The following is a 26,136-nucleotide window of genomic DNA, read 5'->3' as shown; positions in this document are numbered from 1 at the left end:
CAGCCCAGGGTGACGATTCCCCAGCATGCGACATCAGCACGAGGTGGCGATCCCCCAGCAGGGACACGACTCGAGGGCACAGATCCCCGGCCGGCAGCACCAGCCCGACGTCACGATTTCCTAGCGGGGCGCACCAGCCCGAGACCACCACTCCCCAGCCGACCGCACCAGCCCGACGTCACGACTCCCCAGCAGGTGAACCAGCCGACGTCACGACGCCCCAGCAGCCCTCACCAGCCCGAGACCACGACCCCCTAGCGGGCCAGCACAAGCTCCGGGTCCTCGCGGAGTTTGCCCAGCGCCCGGGACACCGCGGACTTCACGGTCCCTACGGAGACCCCGAGCACCTCGGCCGTCTGCACCTCGCTGAGGTCCTCGTAGTACCTGAGGACGACCATCGCCCGCTGCCGCGCCGGCAGCTTCATGATCGCCCGCCACATCGCGTCGTGCAGCGCCTGCTGCTCCGCGGGGTCGTCGCCGCCGGGCAGGGGGTCGGGCTCGGGGATCTCGTCCGTCGCGAACTCGTCGACCTTGCGCTTGCGCCACTGCGAGGTACGCGTGTTCAGCAGGGCGCGGCGCACATAGCCGTCGAGGGCCCGGTGGTCCTCGATGCGCTCCCAGGCGACGTAGGTCTTGGTCAGGGCGGTCTGCAGCAGGTCCTCCGCGTCGCTCGGGTTCGCGGTCAGCGACCGAGCCGTACGCAGCAGCACCGGCTGGCGGGCCTTCACGTACGAGGCGAACGAGGGGTACGCGAGGGTCTGCGTCGCCGGGACGGCGGCCTTCGAAGCGCTGGTGCAGACGGGTGTGGTCATGGCTCCACGCTAGATTCGCGACGCCCCCCGCTCATCGGCCACAGGTCCCGAAGAAGACTCCCCCTCAGGTTGTAGAGGTGGGGCTGACTGCACCTCCTGAAGGTGGACGAGGGGAGCACGTCTACTACGGGTTCACCCCTGCGGGGTCACCTGTCCGCGGTGAGCACCAGCCCTGAGGTGGGAACTCCCGTACCCGCCGTCACCAGCACCCGTCCCGCCTCCGGTATCTGGTTCACGGCCGTCCCCCGCAGCTGGCGTACGGCTTCCGCGATGCCGTTCATACCGTGGAGGTACGCCTCGCCCAGCTGGCCGCCATGGGTGTTGAGGGGGAGCCGGGCCTCTCGTACGAAGTCCGCCGCCTCCCCCTTCCCGCAGAAGCCGAACTGCTCCAGCTGCATCAGGACGAACGGGGTGAAGTGGTCGTACAGGATCGCGACGTCGATGTCCTGGGGGGTCAGGCCCGAGGTCCGCCACAGCTGGCGGGCGACGACGTCCATCTCGGGGAGGCCGGTGAGGTCGTCGCGGTAGAAACTGGTCATCTGTTCCTGGGCGCGGCCCGCGCCCTGGGCGGCGGCCGCGACGACGGCGGGCCGGTGGGGGAGGGCACGCGCGCGTGCGAGGGAGGTGACGACGATCGCCTGGCCGCCGTCGGTCTCCTGGCAGCAGTCCAGGAGCCGGAGCGGCTCGACGATCCAGCGGGAGGCCGCGTGGTCGGCGAGGGTGATGGGGCGGCCGTGGAACCAGGCCGCCGGGTTGGTGGCCGCGTACGCGCGGTCGGTCACCGCCACATGACCGAAGGCCTCCGGGGTGAGGCCGTAGGTGTGCAGATAGCGCTGGGCCGCCATCGCCACCCAGGAGGCCGGGGTGAGCAGGCCGAAGGGGAGGGACCAGCCCAGGGCGGCTCCCTCGGCGGAGGGTTCGCGGTGCTGGACGCCGGAGCCGAAGCGGCGGCCGGAGCGTTCGTTGAAGGCGCGGTAGCAGACCACGACCTCGGCCACGCCCGCCGCGATGGCGAGCGCCGCCTGCTGGACGGTCGCGCAGGCCGCGCCGCCGCCGTAGTGGACGCGGGAGAAGAAGGACAGCTCGCCGATTCCGCAGGCCTGGGCGACGGTGATCTCCGGGCTGGTGTCCATGGTGAACGTGACCATGCCGTCCACGTCGGCCGCCGTGAGTCCGGCGTCGTCGAGCGCCGCGCGGACCGCCTCGGCGGCCAGGCGCAGTTCGCTGCGGCCGGAGTCCTTGGAGAACTCCGTCGCCCCGATGCCGACGATCGCGGCCAGGCCGCCGAGCCGGTCACGCGCGCGTGTGCTCATGCCGCGTCCCTGAGGGAGAAGGTGACCGTCCCCGTCACGTGGTCGCCGATGCCGTTGGACCCGACGATCCGGACGGTCGCGGTGGTGCCTTCGACGGTCTCTATGGTTCCGTTCAACACCATGGTGTCGCCGGGGTAGTTGGGCGCGCCCAGCCTGATGGCCACCTTCCTCAGCACGGTCCGTGGTCCGAAGTGGTCGGTGATGTACCGCCCCACCAGGCCGTTCGTCGTCAGGATGTTCATGAAGATGTCCGGGGAGCCCTTCTGCCGGGCCGACTCCGGGTCGTGGTGCACATCCTGGTAGTCACGGGAGGCGATCGCGCCCGAGACGATCAGCGTCCGGGTGACCGGGATCTCGAGGGGTGGCAGCTCGTCGCCCGCTCTCATACGGCGGCCTCCTCGGCGGCGGCACGGAAGACGGGAAGGGTGAGATCACCGTCGTACGACCGGAAGGCGAGCCGCACCGGCATCCCGATCCGCACCTTGTCGTACGGCGTCCCGACCACGTTGCTGATCATCCGCACGCCCTCCGCGAGTTCGACCAGTACGACGGCGTAGGGAGGGTCGAAGGCCGGGAAGGGCGGGTGGTGCATGACGACGTACGAGTACACGGTCCCCTCTCCGCTCGCCTCGACGGTGTCCCAGTCGGGGCCGCCGCAGTGGGCGCAGCCCGGCAGCCACGGGAAGCGGAGGGTCGCGCAGGCGGTGCAGCGCTGGATGAGGAGCCTGTGCTGTTCGACGCCCTCCCAGAAGCCGGCGTTGTCACGGTTGACGACGGGGCGGGGCCGGGGAGCGGTCTTCTTCCGCTGTGCGGGCGCGTACTTGAGGATGCGGAAGCGGTGGGTGCCGACGAGGGTCTCGCCGACGCGGACATCGGTGCGGGTCGTGACGAAGTGGCCGGTGCCGAGTCTGGTGGTCTTGCGGGCGGAGACCGACTCGATGACCGTGTCGAAGGTGATCTCGTCGCCGGGGTGCAGCGGCTGGAGATATTCCTGCTCGCAGTCGGTGGCGACGACCGAGGTGCAGCCCGACGCGTCGAGGAGGGCGAGGAGTTCGTCGTACGCCTGGGCACGGCCGGTGTGTCCGGTGAGACCACCCATCGTCCAGGCCTGGAGCATGGTGGGCGGGGCGATGGCGTCGGGTCCGGCGTAGACCGGGTCGGTGTCACCCAGGGCTTCGCACCAGTGGCGGATCATGGGGAGGTTGACGGGGTCCTTGCCGCGGGCGGAGACGGCGGCGGGATGTCCTTCATAGGCCTTGAGACGGGTCAGCAGGTCGTCCGCCGGGTCTGGGGGCCGGGGTTGGGCGGCCGGACCGTGGGACTCCGGCCGGTCCGTCAGGTCGTCCGGATCGTCGGCCATGACGCCAACCTCCTTGTCCGCAAGATTTCCTGACTGTCCGTCAGATCTGATGCGGTGTCAAGGCTGGTGCGATGCACGCAGGACCGCTCTCGCCCCGCCCACGAAAACGGCGTCCCCGCTCACGCGAACACGCCTGCGCGGCGGCGCCGAAGCACCGCCGCGCGGACGTGTCCCACCCCATGAAGCCCCCCGGTCAAGGGCCGCTCAGCCCTCGTCGATCACCACCACAGAGGGGTGAAGTTGACCGACGTGTTGTTGTTCCCCTGGTTGACGGCCGTGAACGCAGAGCCGTTGACCTGTGCCGTGTTGCTCTGGTTCGACGCCCCGGAGCCGACGGCGCTCTGCTGCGTGGTGGACGAGTTGCCCTTGTTGTCGTGTCCGACGCCGCTGCCCACGACGCTCGCGACACCCGCGTTCGATCCGTCGCCCGCGGAGCCGCCGTTGTCCGCCGCCGCGACGCCGGTGAAGAGTGCGGCGGCGAGCGGGAGGGCGGAGACGGCGGCGATGACGCGGGCGGTACGGATGCTTGCCATGGTGTTTCCTCCAGAACCCGGCCTGTTGCTAGCCGGTAGTACGTCAAGTAAGGCTGTTCTCAGGGCAGTTGGCCGACCACCCCGATGCTGTGCACGACGTCGCGAGACCAGAGTTGCCCACCGAATCCCCGGCGAACCAGAGCGGAAGCGGTTATTCCCCCTGAAGCGTGAGGACAAGTCGATAAACCCCTTTCGCGACCTTAGACATCAACTCGGGGCGATACGTACTCTTGATCGTCAAGCGCGGCAACAGCGGAATCGTTCCGGCACTTTTCCGGCCAATCCCACGACCTCGGCGCGTCGCACCCGCCACCCCTTCCCTTTTTCGAACACTCGTACGAACATGGAGGCATGGCCACCACAGACCGGCAGGCCACGACGCTGGCCCTCGCACACGCCCTGTCAGCCGCCGAACGCGGACTGGCCGTCATCCCCCTGTCCCGCACCAAACTCCCGGCTCTGCGCTCCCCCCACCGCGCCGACGACTCCCTGGCCACCCGTTGCCACGGCGAGTGCGGCGCGTTCGGCCACGGGGTCTACGACGCCTCGACCGACCCCGTCCGCATCCGCGAGCTCTTCGCGGCGGCCCCCTGGGCCACGGGCTACGGCATCGCGTGCGGCCTGCCGCCCCACCATCTGATCGGCGTCGACCTGGACACCAAGTCGGGCACGGACTCCTCGGCGGCCCTGCGCGAACTGGCCCTGCGCCATCTCTTCACGATCCCCGACACGGTCGTCGTCCTGACCCCGAGCGGCGGCCGCCACCTGTGGCTGACCGGTCCGCCCGACGCCGCCGTCCCCAACTCGGCCGGGCGCCTCGCCCCCGGCATCGACATCCGGGGCGCCGGCGGCTACCTCGTCGGCCCCGGCTCCCGCACCGACCACGGCACCTACGCGACGGCCCCGGGCACCGCCCACCTCGCCCCCGCGGTCTGCCCGCCGGCCCTGCTCCGCCTGCTCCTGCCTCCACCGCGCCCCGCCCATCCCGCGACCCACCCCTCGGCCGGCGACCAGGGCCAGGGCCTGGTCCAGTTCGTCCTCGCCGCCCACGAGGGCCAGCGCAACACCCGCCTCTTCTGGGCCGCCTGCCGCGCCTACGAGAACGGCATCGGCCCGGCGCTGGTCGCGCCCCTGGTGGACGCGGCCCTCAACGCGGGGCTCACGGAACGCGAGGCACGGGCGACGATCGCGTCGGCGGCGCGGATGACGGGGCGCCGGCCATAGAACCAGCCCGACAACGGCACGACCAGAACCACAGCACCGCCAGCACCGCCAGCACCGCCAGAACCATGGGAGCGCCACAGAGTGCCGATCATGACCCTGTCCCGGCTCGTCCTGACCTCCGGCCGCAGGGTCGACCTCGGGGAGCTGCGCCTGACGTCGACGTACGGCGGCATGCTGGACGGCTACCCGTGCAGACCGGTCAACGAGCTCAGGATCAAGGGCCTGCTGCGATCGGCCGAACACGACTACCCGACCGCCCCCGTACACCTGGTCCCGCCCCCGCACGAGTACCCGGACCACTACCCGGGCGCCTTCGGCCCGGTCGAGATGCTGCCGGCGGTCGCCTGCGTCGGCGTCTTCCGCTCCACGGCCCTGATCCCGTCCCGTGACCCCATCCTCTACGGCAGCCACCTCACGATCATCTGGTTCCAGCCCCACGCGCGCGTGCCGTCGGGATGCGACGCGCAGGAGGGGCTGCGGGAGATCGACTGGGAGGAACTGGCGCGGGACTACGAGTTGTAGACGACGCCGACAGGTTTCTCGCGCGAGGGCGGTCGTGCCAGGGGCACCCGGCGACGGTTCACGCCGCGCCCTGCCGCGCCGGCAATTCGACCTGCCCTGGGCGCTGTTCGAGCACTTCCTGGAGCGCCTGAGCCCGAGGGCTTCCTCCCCCTGCGAGCCGGCCCCCTGTTCTGGACGACCCACCGGATCGCCTCCCGGACTGATCGGACACCGAACCCGCCCCCGCCCACCATCACCTGGCTGACCTGGCACATCGGCTGGTGGTGGGGCGCGAACCCCCGACCATGTGGAGGGCCGTCGGCCCCGCTCCTACAGTGGCGCGCCCCACCTGGACTCCGAGGAGGGGGGTGGATGCCACGGCCTTGGGCTCACAGTCCCGAGGCGAACCCGGGGACCTTTGTGCCCACCCCCCTTAACCGCGGACCTCAAGGGTTCTCCGACCGGTCTCGACGAGCAAGCTAACAAGAGGCACCGACAGTGGACCCGGGACAGCGTTCAGACCGAACAGCGCGCATCGCGACGGCCCCCGACCGATTTACCTGGTCAGGGGCCGTTCATGCTGCGGTGGGTGTGGGATTTGAACCCACGGTGACTCGCGCCACGACGGTTTTCAAGACCGTTCCCTTAGGCCGCTCGGGCAACCCACCCCGCGCCGCCGGTGATCGCGGCGCGGGGACCAGAGTAACGGGTCGGGGCGGGCGGGTGGAGGTCAGCTGTCGCCGGTGCGGGAGCCCAGGGTGAGATCGACCGTGTGGGTCTTGCCGTCGCGCTCGTAGGTGATCTTGACCTTGTCGCCGGGCTTGTGGGTCCAGATCTCACCGATCAGGGTGGGGCCGGAGTCGATGACGTGGTCGTCCAGCTTGGTGATGACGTCGCCGGGCTTGAGGCCGGCCTTGGCCGCGGGGCCGCCTGCCTCGACCGGAGCGGAGCCGCCGGCGCCCTCGGTGGTGATCTTCGCGCCGCCCGTGGAGTCGTCCAGGGAGACGGACGCGCCGATCTTGGCGTAGACCGGCTTGCCGGTCTGGATGAGCTGCTGGGCGACGTACTTGGCCTGGTTGATCGGGATGGCGAAGCCGAGGCCGATCGAGCCGGACTGGCTGGTGCCGCCGAGACCGCCGCCGCTGGTGGACTGGATCGCGGAGTTGATGCCGATCACGTTGCCCTGCGCGTCGAGGAGGGGGCCTCCCGAGTTGCCGGGGTTGATCGACGCGTCCGTCTGCAGCGCGCTCATGTAGGAGGCGTTGCTGCCGCTGCCGTCGCTGGAGGCCACCGGACGGTTCTTCGCGCTGATGATGCCCGTCGTGACGGTGTTCGACAGGCCGAAGGGGGCGCCGATCGCGATCGTGGAGTCGCCGACCGCCACCTGGTCGGAGTTGCCGAGGGTGAGCGGCTTGAGGTCGCTCGGTGCGTTCTTGAGCTTGATGACCGCCACGTCGTAGCCCTGCGCGTGGCCGACCACCTCGGCGTCGTACTTCTTGCCGCTCGGGAAGGTGGCGGTCAGCTTGCCGCCGTCGACCGCGTCGGCGACCACGTGGTTGTTGGTGACGATGTGGCCCTGGGTGTCGAAGACGAACCCGGTTCCGGTGCCGCCCTCGCCGCTGGTGGACTCGGCCTCGATGGTGACCGTGCTGGGCAGGGCCCTCTGCGCCACGCCCGCGACGGTGCCGGCGTCACGCTTGACGCTGCCGCCGCTGTCGGAGGCGGAGAGGGTCGTCGAGGAGCCGTTGTCGTTGTTCTTGGCCAGGGTGTAGCCGAGACCGCCGCCGAGGCCGCCGGCGACCAGCGCGGCCACCAGGATCGCGGCGACGAGACCACCGCGGCCGCTCTTCGGCTTCGGCGCGGGCTGCTGGTAACCCGCACCCCAGGCACCCGTCGGACCGGAGCCGCCCGTACCGCCGTCGGCGTACAAGGGGGTACCCGGAGCCTGCGGCGGCGGCCAGGCGCCCTCGGGACCGCCCGCACCACCCTGCTGCCCCTGCCCCTGCCCCTGCCCCTGCCCCTGCCCCTGCCCCTGCGCCGAGGCGTACGCCGGAGCCGGTCCCGCGTGCACGAGTTCCGGGCCCTGGGCGCCGCCGGAGGGGTGCGGCGGGATCGGGGTGGTGGGGGCGCCCGCGTCGGAGGCCTGGGGTGCCGAAGCCGCGGGAGCGTCCACCGGCACGGGGGGTGCGGACGGGGCCGGGGGTACCGCGGTGCCCTCGTTCTCGGTGCTCACAGCTTCTCTCCTAGGTCCACGGCTGTCGGTTGTCGGTCGCACTCGGTCACGCTCGGCCGGTGCCGCTTTCGTGTCCGGCGTGCGTCAGCTGTGCATGTCCTTTTGTATGCCGTCAGCTTTTCCCACGGGCCGTCAGGGCACCATAAGCGGTGCCTGTGGGTCCGAGGCTGCTCTTTATATAGGCCATGTAAGACAAATGAGGCGCAATACATATGCCTCCGTTCGCACGCGTACCCCCGAGCGGTGGCACCATGACGCGGTGACCCACGCACGGCAGCAGCTGACTCAAGTCGTCGCCCATCGCGGAGCCTCGGAAGACGCTCCCGAGCACACTCTCGCCGCGTACCGGAAGGCGATCGAGGACGGTGCGGACGCCCTCGAATGCGATGTCCGCCTCACGGCCGACGGTCATCTCGTGTGCGTCCACGACCGCCGGGTCAACCGTACGTCCAACGGCCGCGGAGCGGTCTCGGCCCTGGAGCTCGCCGACCTCGCGGCCCTGGACTTCGGCTCGCGCAGGACGCGGGAGTTCTGGCGCACCCGCGACGAGGAGCCGGACTGGGTGTACCGGCCCGAGGACCGGGAGGACACCTCCGTCCTCACGCTGGAGCGGCTGCTCGAACTCGTCGCCGACGCGGGGCGGCGGGTGGAGCTGGCCATCGAGACCAAGCATCCGACGCGCTGGGCGGGCCAGGTCGAGGAGCGGCTGCTGCTGCTCCTGAAGAGGTTCGGCCTGGACGCCCCCGCCTCGGCCGCCGAGTCGCCGATCAGGGTCATGAGTTTCTCGGCCCGGTCGCTGCATCGCGTGCGGGTGGCCTCGCCGACGCTGCCGACGGTCTATCTGCTCCAGTTCGTCTCGCCCCGGCTGCGGGACGGCCGGCTGCCCGCGGGGGTGCGGATCGCGGGCCCCTCGATCCGGATCGTGCGCAACCAACCCGGTTACATCGAGCGCCTGAAGCAGGCGGGCCACCAGGTGCACGTGTGGACCGTGAACGAACCCGAGGACGTGGACCTCTGCGTCGAGCTGGGCGTCGACGCCATCATCACCAACCGCCCGCGCGCGGTGCTCGACCGGCTGGGCCGCTGACGTCCCCTCCGTCACAGGGTGTGCCCCGGCGCGTTCGGTGCGTGTTCGAGCGTATCGAATGCGTCGGCGGAACGTGACTGGCCGGTTTCCGGTACAGGCCAATGGGGCATCCACACCGTGGCGTGGGGCGAAGGAGGTCTCGGGGGTGGCGTTGGTGGTGGCACAGGAGGTGCCCACGTCGTCGAGCATGGCCGTACCCCATGGCCCTGCGGGCGTGGGGGAAGCGAGACACCGTATGCGCGTGCAGCTGCGCAGGGGTGGCGTGGCGGAATCGGTCATCGACGACGCCGTACTGATTCTTTCCGAACTCTTGAGCAACGCGTGCAAACACGGCCGACCGCTGGGCGACGCCCTGGCCGGGGACGGTGACGTGCGTGCCGCCTGGCGGGTGGAGTCGGGCGGCAGACTCACGGTCGAGGTGACGGACGGCGGTGGGCCCACCCGCCCCGCTCCGGCCACGCCCTCGGTCACCGCGCACGGCGGCCGCGGGCTCAACATCATCACCGCGCTGGCCGACGACTGGGGTGTCAGGGACGACGCCCGGGGCGAGGTCACGGTCTGGGTGATCGTCCACGCGGACGTTCACGATCCGGATGCCGGCTGCCGCCGGGACGACTTCGCCACGCGCGTGGTGGCCCCGTCGGTCGCGATACCCGACCTGGACTTCTCGGACGCGTTCGACGATCTCGACTGAGGCGACCTGGGCCGCGGGTCCGTGCAGAACACAGCGGTGTGTTGTCCACAGGCTTCGGTCGGCCAAGTCGCAAGCGGCTAGGCTCGCGCCCGTACGAGACGAGCCGTAACCGGGAGACAGCCACGATGGCCAAGAAGCGACCTCAGACGAAGGCCAAGCGCCCTCAGATCACGGATGGTGCCCGCGCCGTAGGCGCTGATGGTCAGATCCCGGTCGTCGGTGCCCGCGAACCCTGCCCGTGCGGAAGCGGCCGCCGTTACAAGGCCTGCCACGGCCGGGCCGCCGCGCAGGCCGCGACCGAGCTGGTGCACCGCCCGTTCGAGGGCCTCGCGGGCGAGGGCGACTGGGTGGCGCTGCGCGAGCTGGTCCCCGCGGCCACGGTCGAGCTGACCCTCAGGAGCGGCCTCCCCGAGGGCGTCCCGTCGGTCACGCTGGCCACGGTCCTGCCGATGGCCTGGCCCGCTCTGCGCCGGGACGACGGCTCGGTCCTGCTCGGCCTGCAGAACGACACGGCGTCGGGCGACATCAGCCGCGATCTCGCCGACACCCTCCAGCGCGCGCTCACGGCGGCTCCGGGCACCCCGGTCGAGGGCCGGCGCGCTCCTGCCGACGGTCCGCGGCTGCAGGATCTGCTCGATCCCGAAGGCGCGTTCGAGCCAGTTGTGCACGAGGGCTTCGAGTTCTGGGTCCCGGACGCGGAGAACGCCACGCCCGAGGTGACCGCCTCCCTGGAGCGGGCCAACGCCGCCGCCATCCCGACCGTCCGGCTGACCGGTGTCGACGCGGCGTACTGGTGCGAGACGCCGGACAAGAACCACCTGCGCTGGGTGATGCCGCACCCCGAGGAGCAACTTCTGGACGCGCTCGCGCGACTGCACGCGGCCGGGAGGTCGAGCCTCGGCGAGGGCACCCGGCTCGTCGGTTCCTTCCGTGCCCACGGCCTCACGGTGCCGGTCTGGGACCTGCCGAGCGGGGTCACCGCGGAGGATGTCGAGAAGCCGGCCGCCGAGTTCGCCGAGCGTCTCTCGGGCGCCCTGGCCACGGACGCACCGCTGACCGCCGACGAGCGCCGGGCCCGTGGTGGCCTCACCAACCGCCAGGTCACGCTGAGTTGACGAAACCGGTGCGGCTGACCGACCGGTCAGCCGCACCGATCCTTCACCGAACGACCGGTTCCCCTCACAACTCCCCCCAGGAGAAGGAGAATCGGTGTCCGAATAAGCCAGGGAACGGCACGGTCGAATTTGCGAACAGCCGATCTCTTGTTACGGTTCCAGTAGCCCGGTTGCTGGTGCATCCCCCGTCGCCAGCAACCGGGTCTTTCTGTGCCCGGGCAGCTTTACGGAACGCCGCCGCGCGTCAACTGCCCTTCGTTGCCCCGGAGTTGCTCCCGACCCGCAGCAGCAGTGGTCCGCTGCCCCGCCGGGCGAACTCCGCGAGCGCCGTGTAGTCGGCCGGCGTCCCCTGGGTGCGCTCCCGGGGCGTCTCACAGCTGTCCGGCTCGTCCCCGGCGCCTACCGCGCAGTGCAGCTGCACGGTGCGTCCGCCGGGTTCCATGAAGCTGAGCGCGGCGTCCAGCGCGGTGCCCGTCGCATTGCGGTAGTAGGTCCGCGCCCAGGTCTCATCGCCCTGCGTGAGCACACAGGTCTGCGCCTCGACGCCGTCGGGGGAGGTCAGTTCGGGACCGCAGCGCGCGGCGGTGGCGAGACCCAGACCGAGCAGCAGCGGGGAGCGGCGGGGGTCGGCGAGGGGCGCCTTGTAGTCATCGGCAGCGGTCGGCCGTGCGGCAGAGGAGTCCGCGGAGGGCCGTACAGCGGAAGGCACCGCGGAGGGCCGTAGAGCGGAAGGCGCTCCGGGAACACGCACGAGATCGCGGACGACCGTACGGCCTCCGTCGCCCACCTGTCCCGCGGAGGCCATGGCCAGGGGCAGCGCGACCGCGCACACCACGGCAGCCGACAGGGCAAGGAGGCGAAGGTTCATGAAGCGGACGATAACGAGCTGGCGCGGGCGCCCGGTCGCGCCCGCGCCCGACACCCCTACAACTCGGGTGCGCTCACACCCGTACGAGTGAGGGCCTCGACCACGGCGTCCACCACGGCCTCGACGTCGGGGACCCACGGGGAGGCCGAGCCGGGAAGCGGAGCCCGCTCCCAGGTGATGTCGCCGTGACCGGTCTCGGACGGGGGCAGGGCGAGGTAACCGCCCTCGCCGTGGAAGCGGAGGGAGCCGGGGACGTGGTCCTGGGCGTACAGCAGCTCGCCCAGTTGTTCGAGGGAGTACGGCTTCACGAGGATCGCCCAGCGGGTCGGCGCGGCGACGACCGGGCCGAGGCGCATGCCCTGGCGGTCGAGCGCGGCCAGGGCGCGGGCGGCCGGGAGGGCCGGCAGGCTGACCGCGCAGGGGGCGCCGCCGCCGGTGGCCAGGACGATCGGCGCGGCCGGGCGGTTGGTCCACCACCAGCGCACCATGCGCTCGTCCGTGGTGGCCGCGAGCAGGCCCGGGTCGAAGGGATGGGCGCCGGGGACCGTGCACTCCGGGTCGGGACATCCGCAGCGGGCCCGGCCCTCCGGGTCCGGTGCCACACCCGGGAGTACGGGCCACTGCCATTCCGTCGCGAAGGTCAGGGCCGCGCTGAACAATTCAGGCCTTCCGTCGCTGCGCTGGGACAGGAGCCTGCGTCGCCTTCCGAGGATCTCGCGCATGAGCGCTCGTTCCTTTCCGTTGCACCGCTGGCAACACCGTGGACCACATCACACCATGTGTCGATCACTTCACTGTGCGTACCTGTTGGCGCATCACACCCTTGTCCGAGACAAGGGGAACCCCATACTGCGTCTATCAAAAGCATGGGCGTGGCGGGGGGTGGCGAAGTCTGGCGTTTTGCCGTCCCGCGTATTTCTCTCCGCCTCCGCCACGGGAGGATGGGGCTCGATCGTCGGTGGCTAAGACGCCCGGGTCGGTCACCAGGTTCCGGGTGACAGTCCAACCACCCCTGGTCCTTACCGAGTACGTACCCATCACGACCGCTGTGACGCTCTGTGGAGCAAGGCCAGTCGACCTCAATACACCTTAACCCGAGGCAGTTTTTAGCCAACTTTGCCCACCAGCCCGCTCTCCACCGGTTACCCACGGACACCAGGAATCCCGGCAGGACAATGCTGGACATCCCCTCACGAGTGCGTGTACATGTGGAGACACTGCTAGCGGCGCAGAATGACATGGGGGTTTGCGATGCTTTTGAGCAATACGCACCGGTCGGAAAGCCGGACGCCATGAACGCCCCGCACCCTCCGAAAGTGGCTGGAATCGATTCAACGGTTCCCGCACCCGCACACACTGTCGCGCCCGCGCCTGCCGCCCCGGGCACCTCTTCGGCCCCCGCGCCGAACGCACCCGGCGCCCTGCTCCAGGACCGGCTCGCCGGCTGGGTCTCCGACCTGACCACCCTGCACGAACTCACCGAACGCCTCGCCCGCACGGACGCGCTGTCCGAGGCCCTCCAGGAACTCCTGCACGCCGGAGCGGCCCTCGTGGGAGCCCGGCGCGGACTCGTCGTCCTCGAACCGGACGACCGCCTCGGCCCCGACACCACCATCGGCCTCGGACTCGCCCGCGCCGACCTCGGGCACATCGAGACCGTGCCGCGCAGCGCGATGTCGTACGGCCGCATTCTCGACGGACTGCCGGGCGGCGACGGCGAGATCGCCCAGCCCGACCTGCTCGCCGAGGACGGCCTCGACCCGCGCCACCGCGAGGTGGCCGCCCGCCTCGGGTACGCGGCCTGCTACGCGCTCCCCCTGTCCACCGACGACGCCGGCCGCCTCGGTGCCGCCGTGTGGCTCTACGACGAGCCCGCCGAACCGTCCGAGCGCCAGCGCCACCTCGTCGGCCTGTACGTCCGCTACGCCACCGAGCACCTGGCCCGGCTCCTCGAGGTCGAGCGCACGCGCGCGTGCCTGGCGACGATGGCCGAGGAGCTGCTGCCGTCCCGGCTCCCCCGCGTCGCCGGCGTCCGGCTCGCCGCCCGGCACCGCACCGGCCCGCGCGGCGGCGGCGACTGGTACGACGCGCTGCCGCTGCCGGACGCGGCGCTGGGCCTGGCGGTCGGTTCCGTCACCGGCAGCGGCCCGAGCGCGATCGCCGCGATGGGCCGGCTCAGAGCCTCCCTGAGGGCGTACGCCGTGATGGAGGGCGAGGACCCGGTCGCGGTCCTGTCCGATCTGGAGCTGCTGCTCCGGCTGACCGAGCCGGCCCGTTCCGCCACCGCCCTGTTCGCCTTCTGCGAGCCCGCGCTCCGAAAGATCACGCTGGCCGGTGCCGGGCACTGCCCGCCGCTGCTGATCGGCGAGCGGCGCACCGAGTTCGTGGAGACGTCCGTGTCCGCGCCGCTCGGCATGCTCGCCTGCTGGGAGGCGCCGAGCGTGGAGCTGAGCGCCGAGCGGGGAGAGACGGTTCTGCTGTACACCGACGGGCTGCTGCACCGCACCGGCGACCCCACCGACCGTGCCTTCGCGCGCCTGCACGCGGCGGCGGCCGGGGTGCCGAAGGCGCTGCGCGGTGACCCCGGCGCCGTCGCCGACCACGTGCTGCGGACCGTGCTGCCGGACGGGCTGGGCGAGGCGGACTCGGAGGAGGACGTCGTGCTACTCGCGGCTCACTTCGATTAGCACGTGGTAACAGGTCTTTCGGCCCTGGGCCCCTTCCGTACGACCGTACGATGGACGGGGTCCAGTGCCGTTTCGTAGGAGGATGACCGTGGCCGAAGAGCTCACCCCGGCGACCCCGGAAGATGAGTCCGAAGAGCCGATCAAGAAGCGGAAGAACGGTTTGTACCCGGGCGTCTCCGACGAGCTGGCCGAGAGCATGAAGTCCGGCTGGGCCGACACCGAGCTGCACGATCTGCAGCCGATCGCGCAGGCCACCGAGACCGCGGCCCGCCGTGCGGCGCTCTCCGCGCGCTTCCCCGGCGAGCGGCTGGTGATCCCCGCGGGCAATCTGAAGACCCGCTCCAACGACACCGAGTACCCCTTCCGGGCGTCCGTCGAGTACGCGTACCTCACGGGCAACCAGACCGAGGACGGCGTACTCGTCCTGGAGCCCGTCTCCGGCGGCCACACCGCCACGCTGTACCTGCTGCCGCGTTCCGACCGCGAGAACGGTGAGTTCTGGCTGTCGGGGCAGGGCGAGCTGTGGGTCGGGCGGCGGCACTCGCTGACCGAGTCCGAGAAGCTGTACGGCGTCCCCGTCTCCGACGTGCGCGAGCTGGCGGACGCGCTGCGCGAGGCCACCGGTCCGGTGCGGGTCGTACGGGGCTACGACGCCGGCATCGAGGCCGCGCTGACCGACAAGGTCACCGCCGAGCGGGACGAGGAGCTGCGGGTCTTCCTGTCCGAGGCACGGCTCGTCAAGGACGAGTTCGAGATCGGCGAGCTCCAGAAGGCCGTCGACTCGACGGTGCGGGGCTTCGAGGACGTGGTGAAGGTCCTCGACAAGGCCGAGGCCACCTCCGAGCGGTACATCGAGGGCACGTTCTTCCTCCGCGCGCGCGTCGAGGGCAACGACGTCGGCTACGGCACGATCGCCGCGGCCGGACCGCACGCGTGCACGCTGCACTGGGTGCGCAACGACGGGGCGGTGCGCTCGGGTGATCTGCTGCTCCTCGACGCCGGGGTCGAGACGCACACGTACTACACCGCCGACGTGACGCGCACACTGCCGATCAACGGCCGGTTCAGCGAGATCCAGAAGAGGATCTACGACGCCGTGTACGACGCCCAGGAGGCCGGGATCGCGGCCGTGAAGCCGGGCGCGAAGTACCGGGACTTCCATGACGCGGCCCAGCGGGTGCTGACCGAGCGGATCGTGGAGTGGGGTCTTGTCGAGGGACCGGTGGAGCGGGTGCTGGAGCTGGGGCTCCAGCGGCGGTGGACGCTGCACGGAACCGGGCACATGCTGGGCATGGACGTCCACGACTGCGCTGCCGCGCGCGTGGAGGCGTATGTGGACGGGGTCCTCGAGGCGGGGATGGTGCTGACCGTCGAGCCCGGTCTGTACTTCCAGGCCGATGACCTGACCGTGCCCGAGGAGTACCGGGGGATCGGGGTGCGGATCGAGGACGACATCCTGGTGACGTCCGAGGGGAACCGGAACCTGTCTTCCGGTCTGCCCCGGCAGTCTGATGAGGTCGAGGCGTGGATGGCGGGTCTGAAGGGCTAGTCGTTCGGCTGCGGGTTCGTCGTGGCTGGTCGCGCACCCGCGGCGGAGCCGCACATAGATACAGCCCCGCGCCCCTAGGGGGTTGCAGTGGACCTGCATCTGGATCCACACCCTGGTGAAGGGCGTCGTGCGGGGCTTGAGCGTGCTCTGCGCGATGCCGTTCGCTGTGGTCGGTTGACTCCTGGGGCCCGGTTGCCTGCCACTCGGCGGCTCGCCGAAGAGTTGGGGGTCTCTCGGGGGACCGTGAAGGCTGCCTATGACCAGTTGATCGCCGAGGGGTATCTCACCGCTCGGCAAGGGGCCGGGACCGTCGTCGCTCCGCTGCTGTCCGCCGAGGCCAGACCAGCCGAGAGAGGCGTACGCGCGCGTGCGCCTCGCTTCGATCTGCGGCCCGGGAGCCCGGACGTGGGGGCATTCCCGGCCGCCGCCTGGATGCGTGCCCTGCGTAAGGCCGTCGACCGCGCACCGGTCTCCGCGTACGACTACGGCGACCCCCTGGGACGTATGGAACTGCGGACCGCGCTGGCCGAGTATCTCGGGCGGACCCGCGGTGTCGCCGCCCCGCCCGAGCGGATCGTCGTCACCTCCGGGGCCGTGCAGGGGCTCGCGCTGCTCACGCGGGTCCTGGAGGGCGGGACCATCGCCATGGAGGACCCCGGGCTGCCCTTCCACCGGGAGGTCGTACGACGTGCCGGTGGGCGGGTGGTGCCGGTGCCGGTCGACGAGTCGGGCGTAGAGGTCGACGGGCTCGGGGATCCCGCGGCCGTCGTCGTCACTCCCGCCCACCAGTACCCGACCGGCGTGACGCTGCACCCCTCCCGGCGGCGGGCGCTGACCGACTGGGCACGCGCGCGTGGGGCGCTGGTCGTCGAGGACGACTACGACGGGGAGTTCCGGTACGACCGGCAGCCGGTCGGGGCGCTCCAGGGGATGGCTCCGGGGCAGGTCGTCTACCTGGGGACGGCGTCCAAGACGCTCGGGCCCGCGCTCCGGCTCGGCTGGATGGTGCTGCCGCCGCACCTCGTCGGCCCCGTCGCCGACGCCAAGCTGCACAGCGACCACAGCACCGAGACCCTCGGGCAGCTGGCCCTCGCCGAGCTGATCCGCTGTCATGCGTACGACCGTCACGTGCGCGCGTGCCGGCTCAGGTACCGGCGACGCAGGGACCGGCTGGTGGAGCGGCTGGGGGCGCGATGGCGGGTCCAGGGAATCGCGGCCGGGCTGCATGCCCTGGTCGAGGTGGGGGACGAGGCGGCGGTGCTGGCGCGGGCCGCGCGGTCGAGGGGCTGGCGGTGGGATCGCTGCGGGAGCACTTTCATGCGGCGAACTCCCGCGAGGGGCTCGTCGTGGGGTACGGGACGCCCGGGGAGGGGGCGTATCCGGAGGCGCTGGAGGCGCTCGTCCGGGTGCTGGAATTGGGCCACTCCCAGAGGCCTTCATTGGGTCTGCCGAGCGGTCCACCACGCTTTTAGTGTCGTCCCCATGACGAACTCACTCGTCCCGCCCGCGGGGCCGCAACGCGTCCTGGCGCTCGCCCAGTTGAGCAACTCCGTCGGGGACGGCGCCTACTACGTGACGTCGGCGCTGTACTTCACGCACGTCGTCGGGCTGGCCCCCGCGCGGGTGGGGCTCGGGCTGACCGTCGGGTGGGCGGTCGGGTCGGTGGTGGGGGTGCCGCTCGGCCGGCTCGCGGACCGGCGCGGGGCGCGCGGTACGGCGGTGCTGCTGGCGTTGGCCACGGGGCTGGCGGTGGCGTCCTTCCTGGTGGTGCGGGACTTCGTGCCGTTCGTCCTGGCGGCCTGCGCCTACGCCTCCGCGCAGTCGGGGCTCGCCGCGGCCCGGCAGGCACTGCTCGCGGGGCTGGTGTCCGCCGGGGAGCGGACCGGGCTGCTGGCCCACCTCCAGGCGACGCTCAACGCCGGGCTGGCCGTCGGCGCGGGGCTCGGCGGGCTGGCGCTGCACGCCGGGACGCGGGCGGCGTACCTCGGGGTGTTCGCGGTGGACGCGGTGAGCTTCCTGGTGTGTGCCGGGCTGTTGCTGCGGCTGCCGTCGGTGGCGCCGCGCGGGGCCGTGGGCAAGCCTCACGGGTCCGGTGTGCTGCGCGACCGGCCGTACGCCGTGATCACCCTGCTGAACACCGTCCTGCTGCTGCGGATGCCCTTGCTGAGCCTGGGGATTCCGCTGTGGATCGCCGAGCGGACCGCGGCTCCGACCTGGCTGGTCTCCGCGCTGTTCGTGCTCAACACCGGGGCCGTGATGGTGTTCCAGGTGCGGATGGCCCGCGGGGTGGCCGGGCTCGGGTCGGCCACGCGCGCGGTGCGGCGGTCGGGGTGGGTCATGCTGGCGGCCTGCGCGGTGTTCGCGCTGTCGGCGGGGGCCTCGCCGTGGGTGGCCGTGGGCGCGCTGGTCGTCGGGGCCGTGCTGCAGGTGGTGGCCGAGATGGGGCAGTCGGCCGGGTCCTGGCAGCTCTCCTTCGACCTGGCTCCGGCCGAGCGGGTCGGCGAGTACCAGGGGTTCTTCGGAACCGGGGTGACGGTGGCCCGGACACTGGGGCCGCTGGTCCTGACCACGCTGCTGGTGGAGTGGGGCACGCCGGGGTGGCTGCTGCTCGGCGGGGCGACACTCGTGGCGTCGTACGCGATGGGACCGGCGACCAGGCGGGCCGCGGGCCGTCTCCCGGAGACGGGCGCCCCGGGGAGGGACGTCGAGGCGCCCGCGCTCGCGAACTGACCGATGCTCGCCGGACGACCGGTGTCAGGCCGCTCTCGGGTCGGCCTTGACCGGAAGCGCGTCCACGAACAGCGCCCCCGCGAGCAGCCCCGCGCTGCCGCGAGGGCTCCACGCGCGCGTGTATAGGTCGGCGTCGAGGGCGAGCAGGGCCGCGCGGCCCGCGTCCGTCGTCGTGCCGCCCGCTTCCAGGACCCCGCGGGCGCCCGCCTGGACGTGCCGGAGACCCAAGGGGCCCGCCGTGTAGAGGAGTTCGGTGTCCTGGAGGGTGGACATCACGGTGAGCAGGGCGTCCAGGCGGGCCTCGGTCTCGTCGGCACCCGCCTGGCGGGACCTGGCCAGTGCGTCCAACGCCCGCCGTACGTGCGGGAATCCGGCCCGCGCCTCGCCCCGGGCGCCCGCCGCGCCGTACTTCGCGGACACCGAGGAGCCTCTGGAGGGGCGGCGCGGGGCCCGCTTGTCGCTGTGCGCGGCGATCTTCTTGGCGGCCGTGGCCACGTCCTCGGACCGGGCACCCGGGTCCAGGGCCGCCGCGGCGACCAGCAGACCCAGGGTCCACAGGGCACCGCGGTGGCCGCCTCCGGCCAGGCCCACCGAGTGCTCGGTGCACCGCCCGATCGCGCCCAGCTCCGCACGCAGTTGGGGACTGGGCTCGCCGGTGCGGCGGGCGGCGGCGGCCATCGCCGCGAGGCCGGGCGCGAGTGCCCTGGCCGACCAGCGCAGGGAACTGTGGTCCTTGCGGGTGGCGCGGGCTCCGAGGTCGCGCGGGTCGGGCAGGCCCGGCTTGGGGGCCAGGGCCAGCTGACCGGTCAGCGCGTCCACGGCGGCCAGGGCCAGCGCCTCGTCCTCGCGGCTGCTCATGGCCGTACCCTACGAGGACGCGGAGGCCGAGGGACTGGCACTTTCGGACGGAGCGCCGCTCGGGGGCTCGCCCGTCGGGGCGCCGCTCGGGGGCGTGCCTCCCTCGCCGCCACCGCCGCTGCCCGCGCCCGTGTTCTCGGCGTCCGGGTCGATGGCGAGGGCCAGGGAGCCCTTGAAGCCCTTGGACGGGTCTGTCTTGTGCACCGCCTTGAGGGTGAGCAGTCCGCTGGAGGCGCCGCCGCCGTCGTAGACCATGTCGTCGTCGAGGACGGTGTAGCTGCCGGAGTGCCGGGAGTAGGGCTCCAGAGCGAAGATCTCCTCGGCGATCGTGTCGTCGAAGAACAGCTGGCCGGTGTAGTTGACCTTGCCGCCTTCGTAGCTGCCGTCCTCCTTCTCGCCGCCGGTGTGCACCTTCACGTGGATGTGGCAGGTGCGCGGGGTGTACCAGCCCGGGAAGATCGTCTCGAACTTCACGACCCCGTTGGCGTTCGCGATCTGGTAGCCGCGCAGGTAGGTGTTGTCGTTCGCGGTCGAGCCGTCCTCGCTCTCCGCGGGCGCGGAGCCGCCGGGGTTGGCGGTCGTGTAGCCGGAGTAGTAGCCCCAGGCGTCGCAGTGCCAGATCTCCACGGCCGCGCCCTTGACCGGGGTGCAGCCGTCGGTGGCGTCCACGACGGTCAGCCGCAGCGTCAGCGGGACACCGCTCTTGCCCTCGGTGATGTCCTTTCTGACCAGCGCGCCGTCGAGGTAGTACGGCCCTTCGGTGACGCTCGACATGAGCGTCATGCAGGCGCCGGTGGCCGTCGCCTCGGCGGTGCCTGTGGCATCTGTTGTTTCGGTGGTGTCGGCGAAGGCCGACTGGTACCCGGCCGCGGCGAGCCCGCCGGCCGCCACCGTCCCGCCGGTCACCGCGAGGGCGCGGCGCCGGGTGATGCTGGAGTTCCTGTGGTTTCCCGTCATGACCGGGACCGTAGGAATGCTGTCCGTCAGGACCGTGAGGGGACGCTGTGCGAGACCTGAGGATGCTGAAAAAACGCTGAATTCCTCGGTTCCGCGGTTCACACCGCCATCAGCGGTGCGTCCTCCCGCCACTTGAGGATCTTGTCGAAGCTCACCACGGCGCCGCGGCCCGGCTTGTTGCCGATCTGGACGTGGTCGGCGAGTTCGTGGATGAGACAGAGGCCGCGGCCGTTCTCCGCCTCCACGGGGGTGAGGCGGGGCCGCACGGGCGGGAAGCCCGGGCCGGAGTCGGTGACTTCGATACGGCACTTCTCGCCGTCGAGGTAGGCGGTGACCCGGTAGGCCGCCGAGGAGTCCTGCGGGCCGCTCTCCCCGCCGTGCTCCACGGCGTTGGCGCATGCCTCGCTGAGGGCGAGGGAGAGATCGTAGGAGACGTCCGGGTCGACGCCCGCGGTCTCCATGGTGCCGAGCAGCAGACGCCGGGCGAGCGGAACGCTCGCAGCCTCGCGCCGCAAATGGAGTGACCACCAGATGCTCATGCTCCAGCCTCCCGGCCGCGGCTCGACATACCGTTACGTATTGCCGCGCGTGCCCCGGTGTAAGCACATCGTTGACGTGATGCCGCCCATATGGGGGATACATCCGGAGCAACGGACGGTGTATGTGGGGCAGCTCGGGTCGGAAGTGACCTTCCGGTCGTATGCCCCGTACGTCATCTTGTGGACCTGCCGTATGGCGCTCATAAGCCCAGTGCGATGATGAGCCCGCCATGACTGCCCCCCACGCGCGCCCCGGAGGGGATCTCCGGGTACTGCGGGCCGCGGTGTTCGCCGCGGTCTGCGTCGTGCTGGCCGCGGCCGGTCACTCGATCGCCTCCTGCGCCACGGTTCCGCTGTGGACGCTCGCCGCGGGCTTCCTCGGGGCCGTTCTCGTCGTGGCACCTCTTGCCGGGCGCGAACGCTCGCTGGCGGGGATCGCAACGCTGCTCGCGGTCGGACAGACCGCGCTGCATGTGCTGTTCGGGCTCGGGCAGCACGGCACGACGGCGATGTCGTCGATGTCGTCGATGCCCTCGGCTCAGCAGGCGTCCGACACCGCACTGGTCCAGCAGGCCGCGCGCCTGCTGTGCGGGACCACCGCCGCGGCGATCAGCCCGGCGCAGGCCCAGAAGCTCCTCACCGACGCCCGGCTCTCTCCCGGCGCGGGCACGACCGCGGTGCACCACTCCGCGGACGCCATGACCGGCTCCTCCTCCGTCTGGCCGTCCCTGCCGATGGTCCTCGGGCACGTCCTGGCGGCCGTCGCCGCCGGGTGGCTGCTGCGGCGCGGGGACCTTGCGCTGCTGCGGCTGGCCGAACTGTCCACCTGCTCGGCGCATGCGGTCGCGGAAGCGGCGCTCGTACGGTCCCTGCGCGGGGCGCTCGCGCTGGTGCGGGCCCTGCGCGCGGGGCTGCCGGGGGCTCCCGACGCCGGACCGCGCGCCCTGCCGGCGGCGTCACTGGCACCACCCCGACCGCGTACCGCGGCACTCCAGCACACGGTGATCAGGCGCGGCCCGCCGGCCGCCACCGCACTCGTTCTCGCCGCCTGAAGCGACGCGACCACCACTCCACTTCCCGAGGGACCTGGACATGGGGGGCCGCCGTCGTGCGGCACGCGCGTGTGCGCACGCGTATCCCTCTTCACCGGAATCCCTTTCGAAGCGGAGTGCTCTTCATGAAGGCTTCTCGTCTCGCCGCCACTGGTGCCGTCGCCGCCACCGCTGTCGTCGTCCTGTCCTCACCCGCGTTCGCGCACGTCAGCGTGGCCGCCGAGGGCACCGCCGCCAAGGGCGGTTACGCGGTCGTGGACTTCAAGGTCCCCAACGAGCGCGACAACGCCTCCACCACCAAGCTCGAGGTCGCCTTCCCGGCCGACCACCCGCTGGCCTCGGTCATGCCGGAGCCGATGGCCGGCTGGAAGATCCAGGTCACCAAGTCGAAGCTGGCCAAGCCCCTCGAGCTGCACGGCGAGCAGATCACCGAGGCCGTCTCCAAGGTCACCTGGACCGCCACCGGCAAGGACAGCGGCATCCAGCCCGGCTACTTCGAGAAGTTCCCGGTCTCCGTCGGGGCCCTGCCCGAGGACGCCGATGAACTGGTCTTCAAGGCGATCCAGACGTACTCCAACAAGGAGGTCGTGCGCTGGATCGAGGTCCAGGAGGACGGCGCGGAGGAGCCCGAGACGCCGGCTCCCGTGCTCGCGCTGTCCGCGGCCTCCGAGGACGGACACCACGGCTCGTCGGCCGCCGAGGAGGCGGACGCCAAGACCGAGAACGCCGCCGCGACCACCGACGGTGACAGCAGTGACACCACCGCCCGTGTCCTCGGCGTGGTCGGCATCGTCGTCGGCGCGCTGGGCGTGGCCTACGGCGTGCTCGCCGGCCGCCGGCGCAGCGACGCCTGACCTGTTCCGCGGGAGGCGCGCCGGGGTTGTACGACCCCGGCGCGCACCGAAATTCTTACATCTGGGGCATTTCGATATGCGCAAGAAGACGTTCGCCGCGGCCGCGCTGGTCGCCGCCGCCACTCTGACCCTCTCCGCCTGCGGCAGCGGTGACGACAGCTCCTCGCCCGTCTCCGTGGTCTCGGAGGAGGCCGGCTCCGACAAGGCGGCCACCGTCCTCGATCAGCCGTTCGAGAAGCCGGACCTGGTCCTCACCGACACCAAGGGCGAGAAGTACGACCTCCGCAAGGAGACCAAGGGCAAGCCGACGCTGGTCTACTTCGGCTACACCCACTGCCCCGACATCTGCCCGCTGACGATGAACAACATCGCCGTCGCGAAGAAGCAGCTGCCCAAGTCCGAGCAGGACAAGCTGACCGTCGTGTTCGTCACCACCGACCCGGCCCGCGACACCCCCGCCGAGCTCGGCAAGTGGCTCAAGGGCATCGACACCACCTTCGTGGGCCTGACCGGCGACTTCGCCACCATCCAGGCGAGCGCCCGCACCCTCGGCATCTCCATCGAGCCGACCCACAAGGACAAGAAGACCGGCAAGACCGTCTCGGTGCACGGCACCCAGGTCGTCGCCTTCTCCCCCAGGACCGACGCGGGGTACGTCCTGTACGGCGAGGACGCCACCGTCGACGACTACACCAAGGACCTGCCCAAGATCATCAAGGGGCAGAACCCATGAAACGTTCTTCCACCGGCCTCGCCGTACTGACGGGGGCAGCCCTGCTGCTGGCCGGCTGCTCGGATTCCGAGGGCTCCTCGGGAGGCCTCACCGTCTCCGGCGCCTACATCCCGCAGCCCGTCTCCGCCGACATGGCCGCCGGGTTCCTGACCATCGCCAACTCCGGCTCGTCGAAGGACGAGCTGACCTCGGTCACCAGCGACGACGGCGAAGTCACCATGCACGAGACCACCGGCGGCGCGATGGAGGAGGTCTCCCGCCTCTCCGTCCCGGCCCACGGTCAACTCGTGTTCAAAAGCGGCGCCAACCATCTGATGTTCGACAAGCTGAAGCAGACTCCGAAGCAGGGCCAGACGGTCACCGTCGAACTGCACTTCGCCAAGTCCGACCCCGTCGTCGTGAAGATGCCGGTGAAGTCGGCGACCTACGTCCCGAAGACCGGACACTGAGGGAGGGATCACCTTGACGCAGACCATCGCCCCCCGCGTCCGGACCCTGGTACTGCTGCTCCTGGCCGCGTGTGGCCTGCTGCTGACCACGGCCGGCCCTGCCTCCGCGCACGCCGCGCTCACCGGCAGCGACCCCCAGCAGGGGGTGGTGGTCGACAAGGCGCCCGACCAGGTCTCGCTGACCTTCTCCGAGAAGGTCGCCCTGTCGGACGACTCGCTGCGCGTCCTCGACCCCAAGGGCAAGGCCGTCCAGCAGGGCAAGCCGTTCGAGGCCGACGGCACGACGTACGGCGTGAAACTCCACAGCGGCCTGCCCGACGGCACCTACACCGTCACCTACCAGGTCGTCTCCGCCGACAGCCATCCCGTCGCCGGCGCCTTCACCTTCTCGATCGGCGCCCCCTCGACCACCTCCGTCTCCGTCTCCGGGGACACGACGGGCGGCGGGGTCGTCGGCTGGCTGTACGGCTTCGGGCGGTACATGTCGTACGCCGGCTTCATCGTCCTGGTCGGCGGCGCCGCCTTCGTGCTCGGCTGCTGGCAGCGCGGCGCCGGAGTGCGGCCCATGCAGCGGCTCGTCGTCGGCGGCTGGCTCACGCTCACCTCGGCCACCCTGCTGCTACTCCTGCTGCGCGGCTCCTACACGGGCTCCGGGAAGGTCGGGGACATCTTCGACCTGGACCTGCTCGGGAACGTGCTCCAGACCAAAGCGGGCGCGGCCCTGGTCTCCCGGCTGCTGCTGCTCGCGGCGGCGGCCCTGTTCATCTCCGTGCTCTTCGGGGCCTACGACAAGCGCGAGGACGAGGAGAAGCGCGACCTCACCTTCGGGCTCGCGATCGGCGGGACCGTCGTCGCGGCCGGGCTCGCGGCGAGCTGGGCGATGGCCGAGCACGCCTCCGTCGGTCTCCAGGCGGGCATCGCGATGCCCGTCGACGTCGTCCACCTGCTGGCCGTCGCCACCTGGCTCGGCGGACTGACCGCGCTGCTCGTCGCGCTGTACCGCTCCGACGCGCCGATCGAGTCGACCGCCGTACGACGGTTCTCGCAGGTCGCCTTCGGCAGCGTGGTCGCGCTGGTCGCGACCGGCGTCTACCAGTCCTGGCGGCAGCTCGGCTCCTGGTCGGCGTTCACCGGGACCCGGTACGGGCAGCTGCTGCTGGTCAAGATCGGGCTGGTGGCGCTGATGGTCGGCGTCGCGTTCATCTCGCGGCGGTGGACGGCGCAGCTCGCGGACACCGTCGTACGGCAGGGCAAGCGGGCGCCTCAGAAGGAGCGGGTGGCCGCGAAGGCAGGGGGTGCCAAGGGGAGCGATGCCGCGAAGGCTGCCGATGGCAAGGGCTCCGGTTCGAAGGGGGCCGGTTCGAAGGGGACCGGTTCCAAGACCTCCGGTGACTCCAAGCGGGCCGCTCAGCTCGCCCGGCAGCAGGCCGCGATGGACACCGCGCGGCAGAAGCGCACGCGGGACGCCGATCCGAACCGGTTCGGGCTGCGCCGCTCGGTGCTCGCCGAGGCGGGGGTCGCGGTCGTCCTGCTGGCGGTCACGACCGTGCTGACGCAGACCGAGCCCGGCCGTACCGAGGAGGACGCCAAGGCGGCCCAGTCCGCTTCCTCCTCCTCTCCCTCCTCTTCCTCGACGGCCGGGTCCGGGGCGGTGACGCTGGACATGTCCTTCGACACCGGCGGCACGGACGGCAAGGGTGTCGTGACGGTCGACTTCGACCCCGCGCGCGTGGGCGGCAACGAGATGCACGTCTACGTCCAGCGGACCAACGGCCGGGCCTTCGACATTCCCGAGGTGAAGGTCGCCCTCACCCTGGAGGCCAAGAAGATCGGACCGCTGGCCGTCACCCCCGACCGCATCACCACGGGCCACTGGTCGGCGAGCAACGTGCAGATCCCCATGGCGGGCGACTGGAAGGTCGCCGTGACCGTGCGGACCTCCGACATCGACCAGACGACCGTCTCCAAGAACGCGCAGATCGGCTGAC

Annotated in this window: 24 protein-coding genes, 1 tRNA gene and 1 pseudogene; 14 read left to right on the top strand and 12 right to left on the bottom strand. The window is 71.4% G+C overall.

The features are described 5' to 3' along the window. Positions 1-254: 254 nt before the first annotated feature. The 5 genes from ABZT06_RS32480 to ABZT06_RS32460 all read right to left on the bottom strand — a co-directional run bounded on the left by ABZT06_RS32480 (position 255) and on the right by ABZT06_RS32460 (position 4,018). On the bottom strand, positions 255-812 hold the full coding sequence (locus ABZT06_RS32480; RefSeq protein ID WP_355748968.1) for a SigE family RNA polymerase sigma factor: 558 nt from the start codon (positions 810-812) through the stop codon (positions 255-257). A gap of 146 nt (positions 813-958) precedes the next feature. Beyond that, positions 959-2,125 (bottom strand): lipid-transfer protein, encoded by a 1,167-nt coding sequence (locus ABZT06_RS32475; RefSeq protein WP_355748965.1) that lies wholly within the window; start codon positions 2,123-2,125, stop codon positions 959-961. Then, positions 2,122-2,511 carry a MaoC family dehydratase gene (locus ABZT06_RS32470; RefSeq protein ID WP_355748962.1) on the bottom strand — a complete coding sequence of 130 codons (390 nt, stop codon included), beginning with the start codon at positions 2,509-2,511 and terminating at the stop codon, positions 2,122-2,124. The genes ABZT06_RS32475 and ABZT06_RS32470 overlap by 4 nt, the downstream gene beginning before the upstream one ends. Next, positions 2,508-3,485: a bifunctional MaoC family dehydratase N-terminal/OB-fold nucleic acid binding domain-containing protein gene (locus tag ABZT06_RS32465; RefSeq protein ID WP_355748959.1), complete on the bottom strand. Its 978-nt coding sequence runs from the start codon at positions 3,483-3,485 to the stop codon at positions 2,508-2,510. Before ABZT06_RS32465 ends, ABZT06_RS32470 begins: the two co-directional genes overlap by 4 nt. Before the next feature lie 218 nt (positions 3,486-3,703). After that, a complete protein-coding gene (locus ABZT06_RS32460) occupies positions 3,704-4,018 on the bottom strand; it encodes a hypothetical protein (protein WP_355748956.1) in 315 nt (104 codons plus the stop codon). Positions 4,019-4,369: 351 nt separating this feature from the next. On the opposite strand from ABZT06_RS32460, the gene ABZT06_RS32455 reads away from it, so the two are divergent. Together ABZT06_RS32455 and ABZT06_RS32450 are read left to right on the top strand one after the other, a co-directional pair. Continuing rightward, positions 4,370-5,242: a bifunctional DNA primase/polymerase gene (locus tag ABZT06_RS32455; RefSeq protein ID WP_355748953.1), complete on the top strand. Its 873-nt coding sequence runs from the start codon at positions 4,370-4,372 to the stop codon at positions 5,240-5,242. A 90-nt stretch (positions 5,243-5,332) separates the two neighbouring features. Further along, complete coding sequence (locus ABZT06_RS32450) at positions 5,333-5,764, top strand: hypothetical protein (protein WP_355748950.1); 432 nt, start codon at positions 5,333-5,335, stop codon at positions 5,762-5,764. A gap of 562 nt (positions 5,765-6,326) precedes the next feature. On the opposite strand, the gene ABZT06_RS32445 is transcribed toward ABZT06_RS32450, so the two are convergent. Beyond that, positions 6,327-6,411: transfer RNA gene (locus ABZT06_RS32445), tRNA-Ser, on the bottom strand. Positions 6,412-6,473: 62 nt separating this feature from the next. Beyond that, complete coding sequence (locus ABZT06_RS32440; protein WP_355748947.1) at positions 6,474-7,976, bottom strand: trypsin-like peptidase domain-containing protein; 1,503 nt, start codon at positions 7,974-7,976, stop codon at positions 6,474-6,476. Positions 7,977-8,235: 259 nt separating this feature from the next. Here ABZT06_RS32440 and ABZT06_RS32435 point away from each other — a divergent pair, with 259 nt between their 5' ends. The 3 genes from ABZT06_RS32435 to ABZT06_RS32425 all read left to right on the top strand — a co-directional run bounded on the left by ABZT06_RS32435 (position 8,236) and on the right by ABZT06_RS32425 (position 10,872). Continuing rightward, the gene (locus ABZT06_RS32435) at positions 8,236-9,063 is read left to right on the top strand and encodes a glycerophosphodiester phosphodiesterase (RefSeq protein ID WP_355748944.1); all 828 of its coding nucleotides are present in this window, start codon (positions 8,236-8,238) and stop codon (positions 9,061-9,063) included. Positions 9,064-9,121: 58 nt separating this feature from the next. Then, positions 9,122-9,757 (top strand): ATP-binding protein, encoded by a 636-nt coding sequence (locus ABZT06_RS32430; protein WP_355748941.1) that lies wholly within the window; start codon positions 9,122-9,124, stop codon positions 9,755-9,757. A gap of 125 nt (positions 9,758-9,882) precedes the next feature. After that, positions 9,883-10,872 carry a DUF5926 family protein gene (locus ABZT06_RS32425; RefSeq protein ID WP_355748939.1) on the top strand — a complete coding sequence of 330 codons (990 nt, stop codon included), beginning with the start codon at positions 9,883-9,885 and terminating at the stop codon, positions 10,870-10,872. 244 nt (positions 10,873-11,116) lie between these two features. Here ABZT06_RS32425 and ABZT06_RS32420 read toward each other — a convergent pair whose 3' ends face one another. Together ABZT06_RS32420 and ABZT06_RS32415 are read right to left on the bottom strand one after the other, a co-directional pair. After that, entirely contained in the window at positions 11,117-11,740 is a 624-nt protein-coding gene (locus ABZT06_RS32420) for a hypothetical protein (RefSeq protein WP_355748937.1), read from the bottom strand. Between the two features lie 56 nt (positions 11,741-11,796). Then, positions 11,797-12,462 (bottom strand): bifunctional DNA primase/polymerase, encoded by a 666-nt coding sequence (locus ABZT06_RS32415; protein ID WP_355748934.1) that lies wholly within the window; start codon positions 12,460-12,462, stop codon positions 11,797-11,799. 453 nt (positions 12,463-12,915) lie between these two features. On the opposite strand from ABZT06_RS32415, the gene ABZT06_RS32410 reads away from it, so the two are divergent. The 4 genes and pseudogenes from ABZT06_RS32410 to ABZT06_RS32395 all read left to right on the top strand — a co-directional run bounded on the left by ABZT06_RS32410 (position 12,916) and on the right by ABZT06_RS32395 (position 18,706). Further along, positions 12,916-14,427, top strand: a complete 1,512-nt coding sequence (locus tag ABZT06_RS32410) for a PP2C family protein-serine/threonine phosphatase (protein ID WP_355748931.1) — start codon at positions 12,916-12,918, stop codon at positions 14,425-14,427. 82 nt (positions 14,428-14,509) lie between these two features. Then, positions 14,510-15,976 carry an aminopeptidase P family protein gene (locus ABZT06_RS32405; protein WP_355748928.1) on the top strand — a complete coding sequence of 489 codons (1,467 nt, stop codon included), beginning with the start codon at positions 14,510-14,512 and terminating at the stop codon, positions 15,974-15,976. Between the two features lie 87 nt (positions 15,977-16,063). Beyond that, a pseudogene (locus ABZT06_RS32400) lies at positions 16,064-17,448 on the top strand (PLP-dependent aminotransferase family protein). Positions 17,449-17,458: 10 nt separating this feature from the next. Continuing rightward, complete coding sequence (locus ABZT06_RS32395) at positions 17,459-18,706, top strand: MFS transporter (protein WP_355748925.1); 1,248 nt, start codon at positions 17,459-17,461, stop codon at positions 18,704-18,706. A gap of 24 nt (positions 18,707-18,730) precedes the next feature. Here ABZT06_RS32395 and ABZT06_RS32390 read toward each other — a convergent pair whose 3' ends face one another. The 3 genes from ABZT06_RS32390 to ABZT06_RS32380 form a co-directional block, all read right to left on the bottom strand. Beyond that, a complete protein-coding gene (locus ABZT06_RS32390) occupies positions 18,731-19,564 on the bottom strand; it encodes a triphosphoribosyl-dephospho-CoA synthase (protein ID WP_355748922.1) in 834 nt (277 codons plus the stop codon). Between the two features lie 9 nt (positions 19,565-19,573). Next, positions 19,574-20,521, bottom strand: a complete 948-nt coding sequence (locus ABZT06_RS32385) for an intradiol ring-cleavage dioxygenase (RefSeq protein ID WP_355748919.1) — start codon at positions 20,519-20,521, stop codon at positions 19,574-19,576. 98 nt (positions 20,522-20,619) lie between these two features. Next, positions 20,620-21,060, bottom strand: a complete 441-nt coding sequence (locus ABZT06_RS32380) for an ATP-binding protein (protein WP_355748916.1) — start codon at positions 21,058-21,060, stop codon at positions 20,620-20,622. A 230-nt stretch (positions 21,061-21,290) separates the two neighbouring features. Between ABZT06_RS32380 and ABZT06_RS32375 the strand changes: the two genes are divergently transcribed. From ABZT06_RS32375 to ABZT06_RS32355, 5 genes are all read left to right on the top strand, one after another. Beyond that, complete coding sequence (locus ABZT06_RS32375; RefSeq protein WP_355748913.1) at positions 21,291-22,112, top strand: hypothetical protein; 822 nt, start codon at positions 21,291-21,293, stop codon at positions 22,110-22,112. Between the two features lie 125 nt (positions 22,113-22,237). Beyond that, positions 22,238-22,966, top strand: coding sequence for a YcnI family protein (locus ABZT06_RS32370; protein ID WP_355748910.1), 729 nt, complete (start codon positions 22,238-22,240; stop codon positions 22,964-22,966). A 76-nt stretch (positions 22,967-23,042) separates the two neighbouring features. Further along, positions 23,043-23,699, top strand: coding sequence for an SCO family protein (locus ABZT06_RS32365; protein ID WP_355748907.1), 657 nt, complete (start codon positions 23,043-23,045; stop codon positions 23,697-23,699). After that, entirely contained in the window at positions 23,696-24,148 is a 453-nt protein-coding gene (locus tag ABZT06_RS32360) for a copper chaperone PCu(A)C (protein WP_355748904.1), read from the top strand. Before ABZT06_RS32365 ends, ABZT06_RS32360 begins: the two co-directional genes overlap by 4 nt. 13 nt (positions 24,149-24,161) lie before the next feature. Then, positions 24,162-26,135 carry a copper resistance protein CopC gene (locus ABZT06_RS32355; protein WP_355748901.1) on the top strand — a complete coding sequence of 658 codons (1,974 nt, stop codon included), beginning with the start codon at positions 24,162-24,164 and terminating at the stop codon, positions 26,133-26,135. The last annotated feature ends 1 nt before the right edge of the window (position 26,136 follow it).

This window comes from Streptomyces sp. NPDC005483, from assembly GCF_040606035.1.
Lineage (GTDB): Bacteria > Actinomycetota > Actinomycetes > Streptomycetales > Streptomycetaceae > Streptomyces.
Note: the sequence above shows the minus strand (reverse complement) of the source record. Positions and strands in the feature narration are given on the sequence as shown.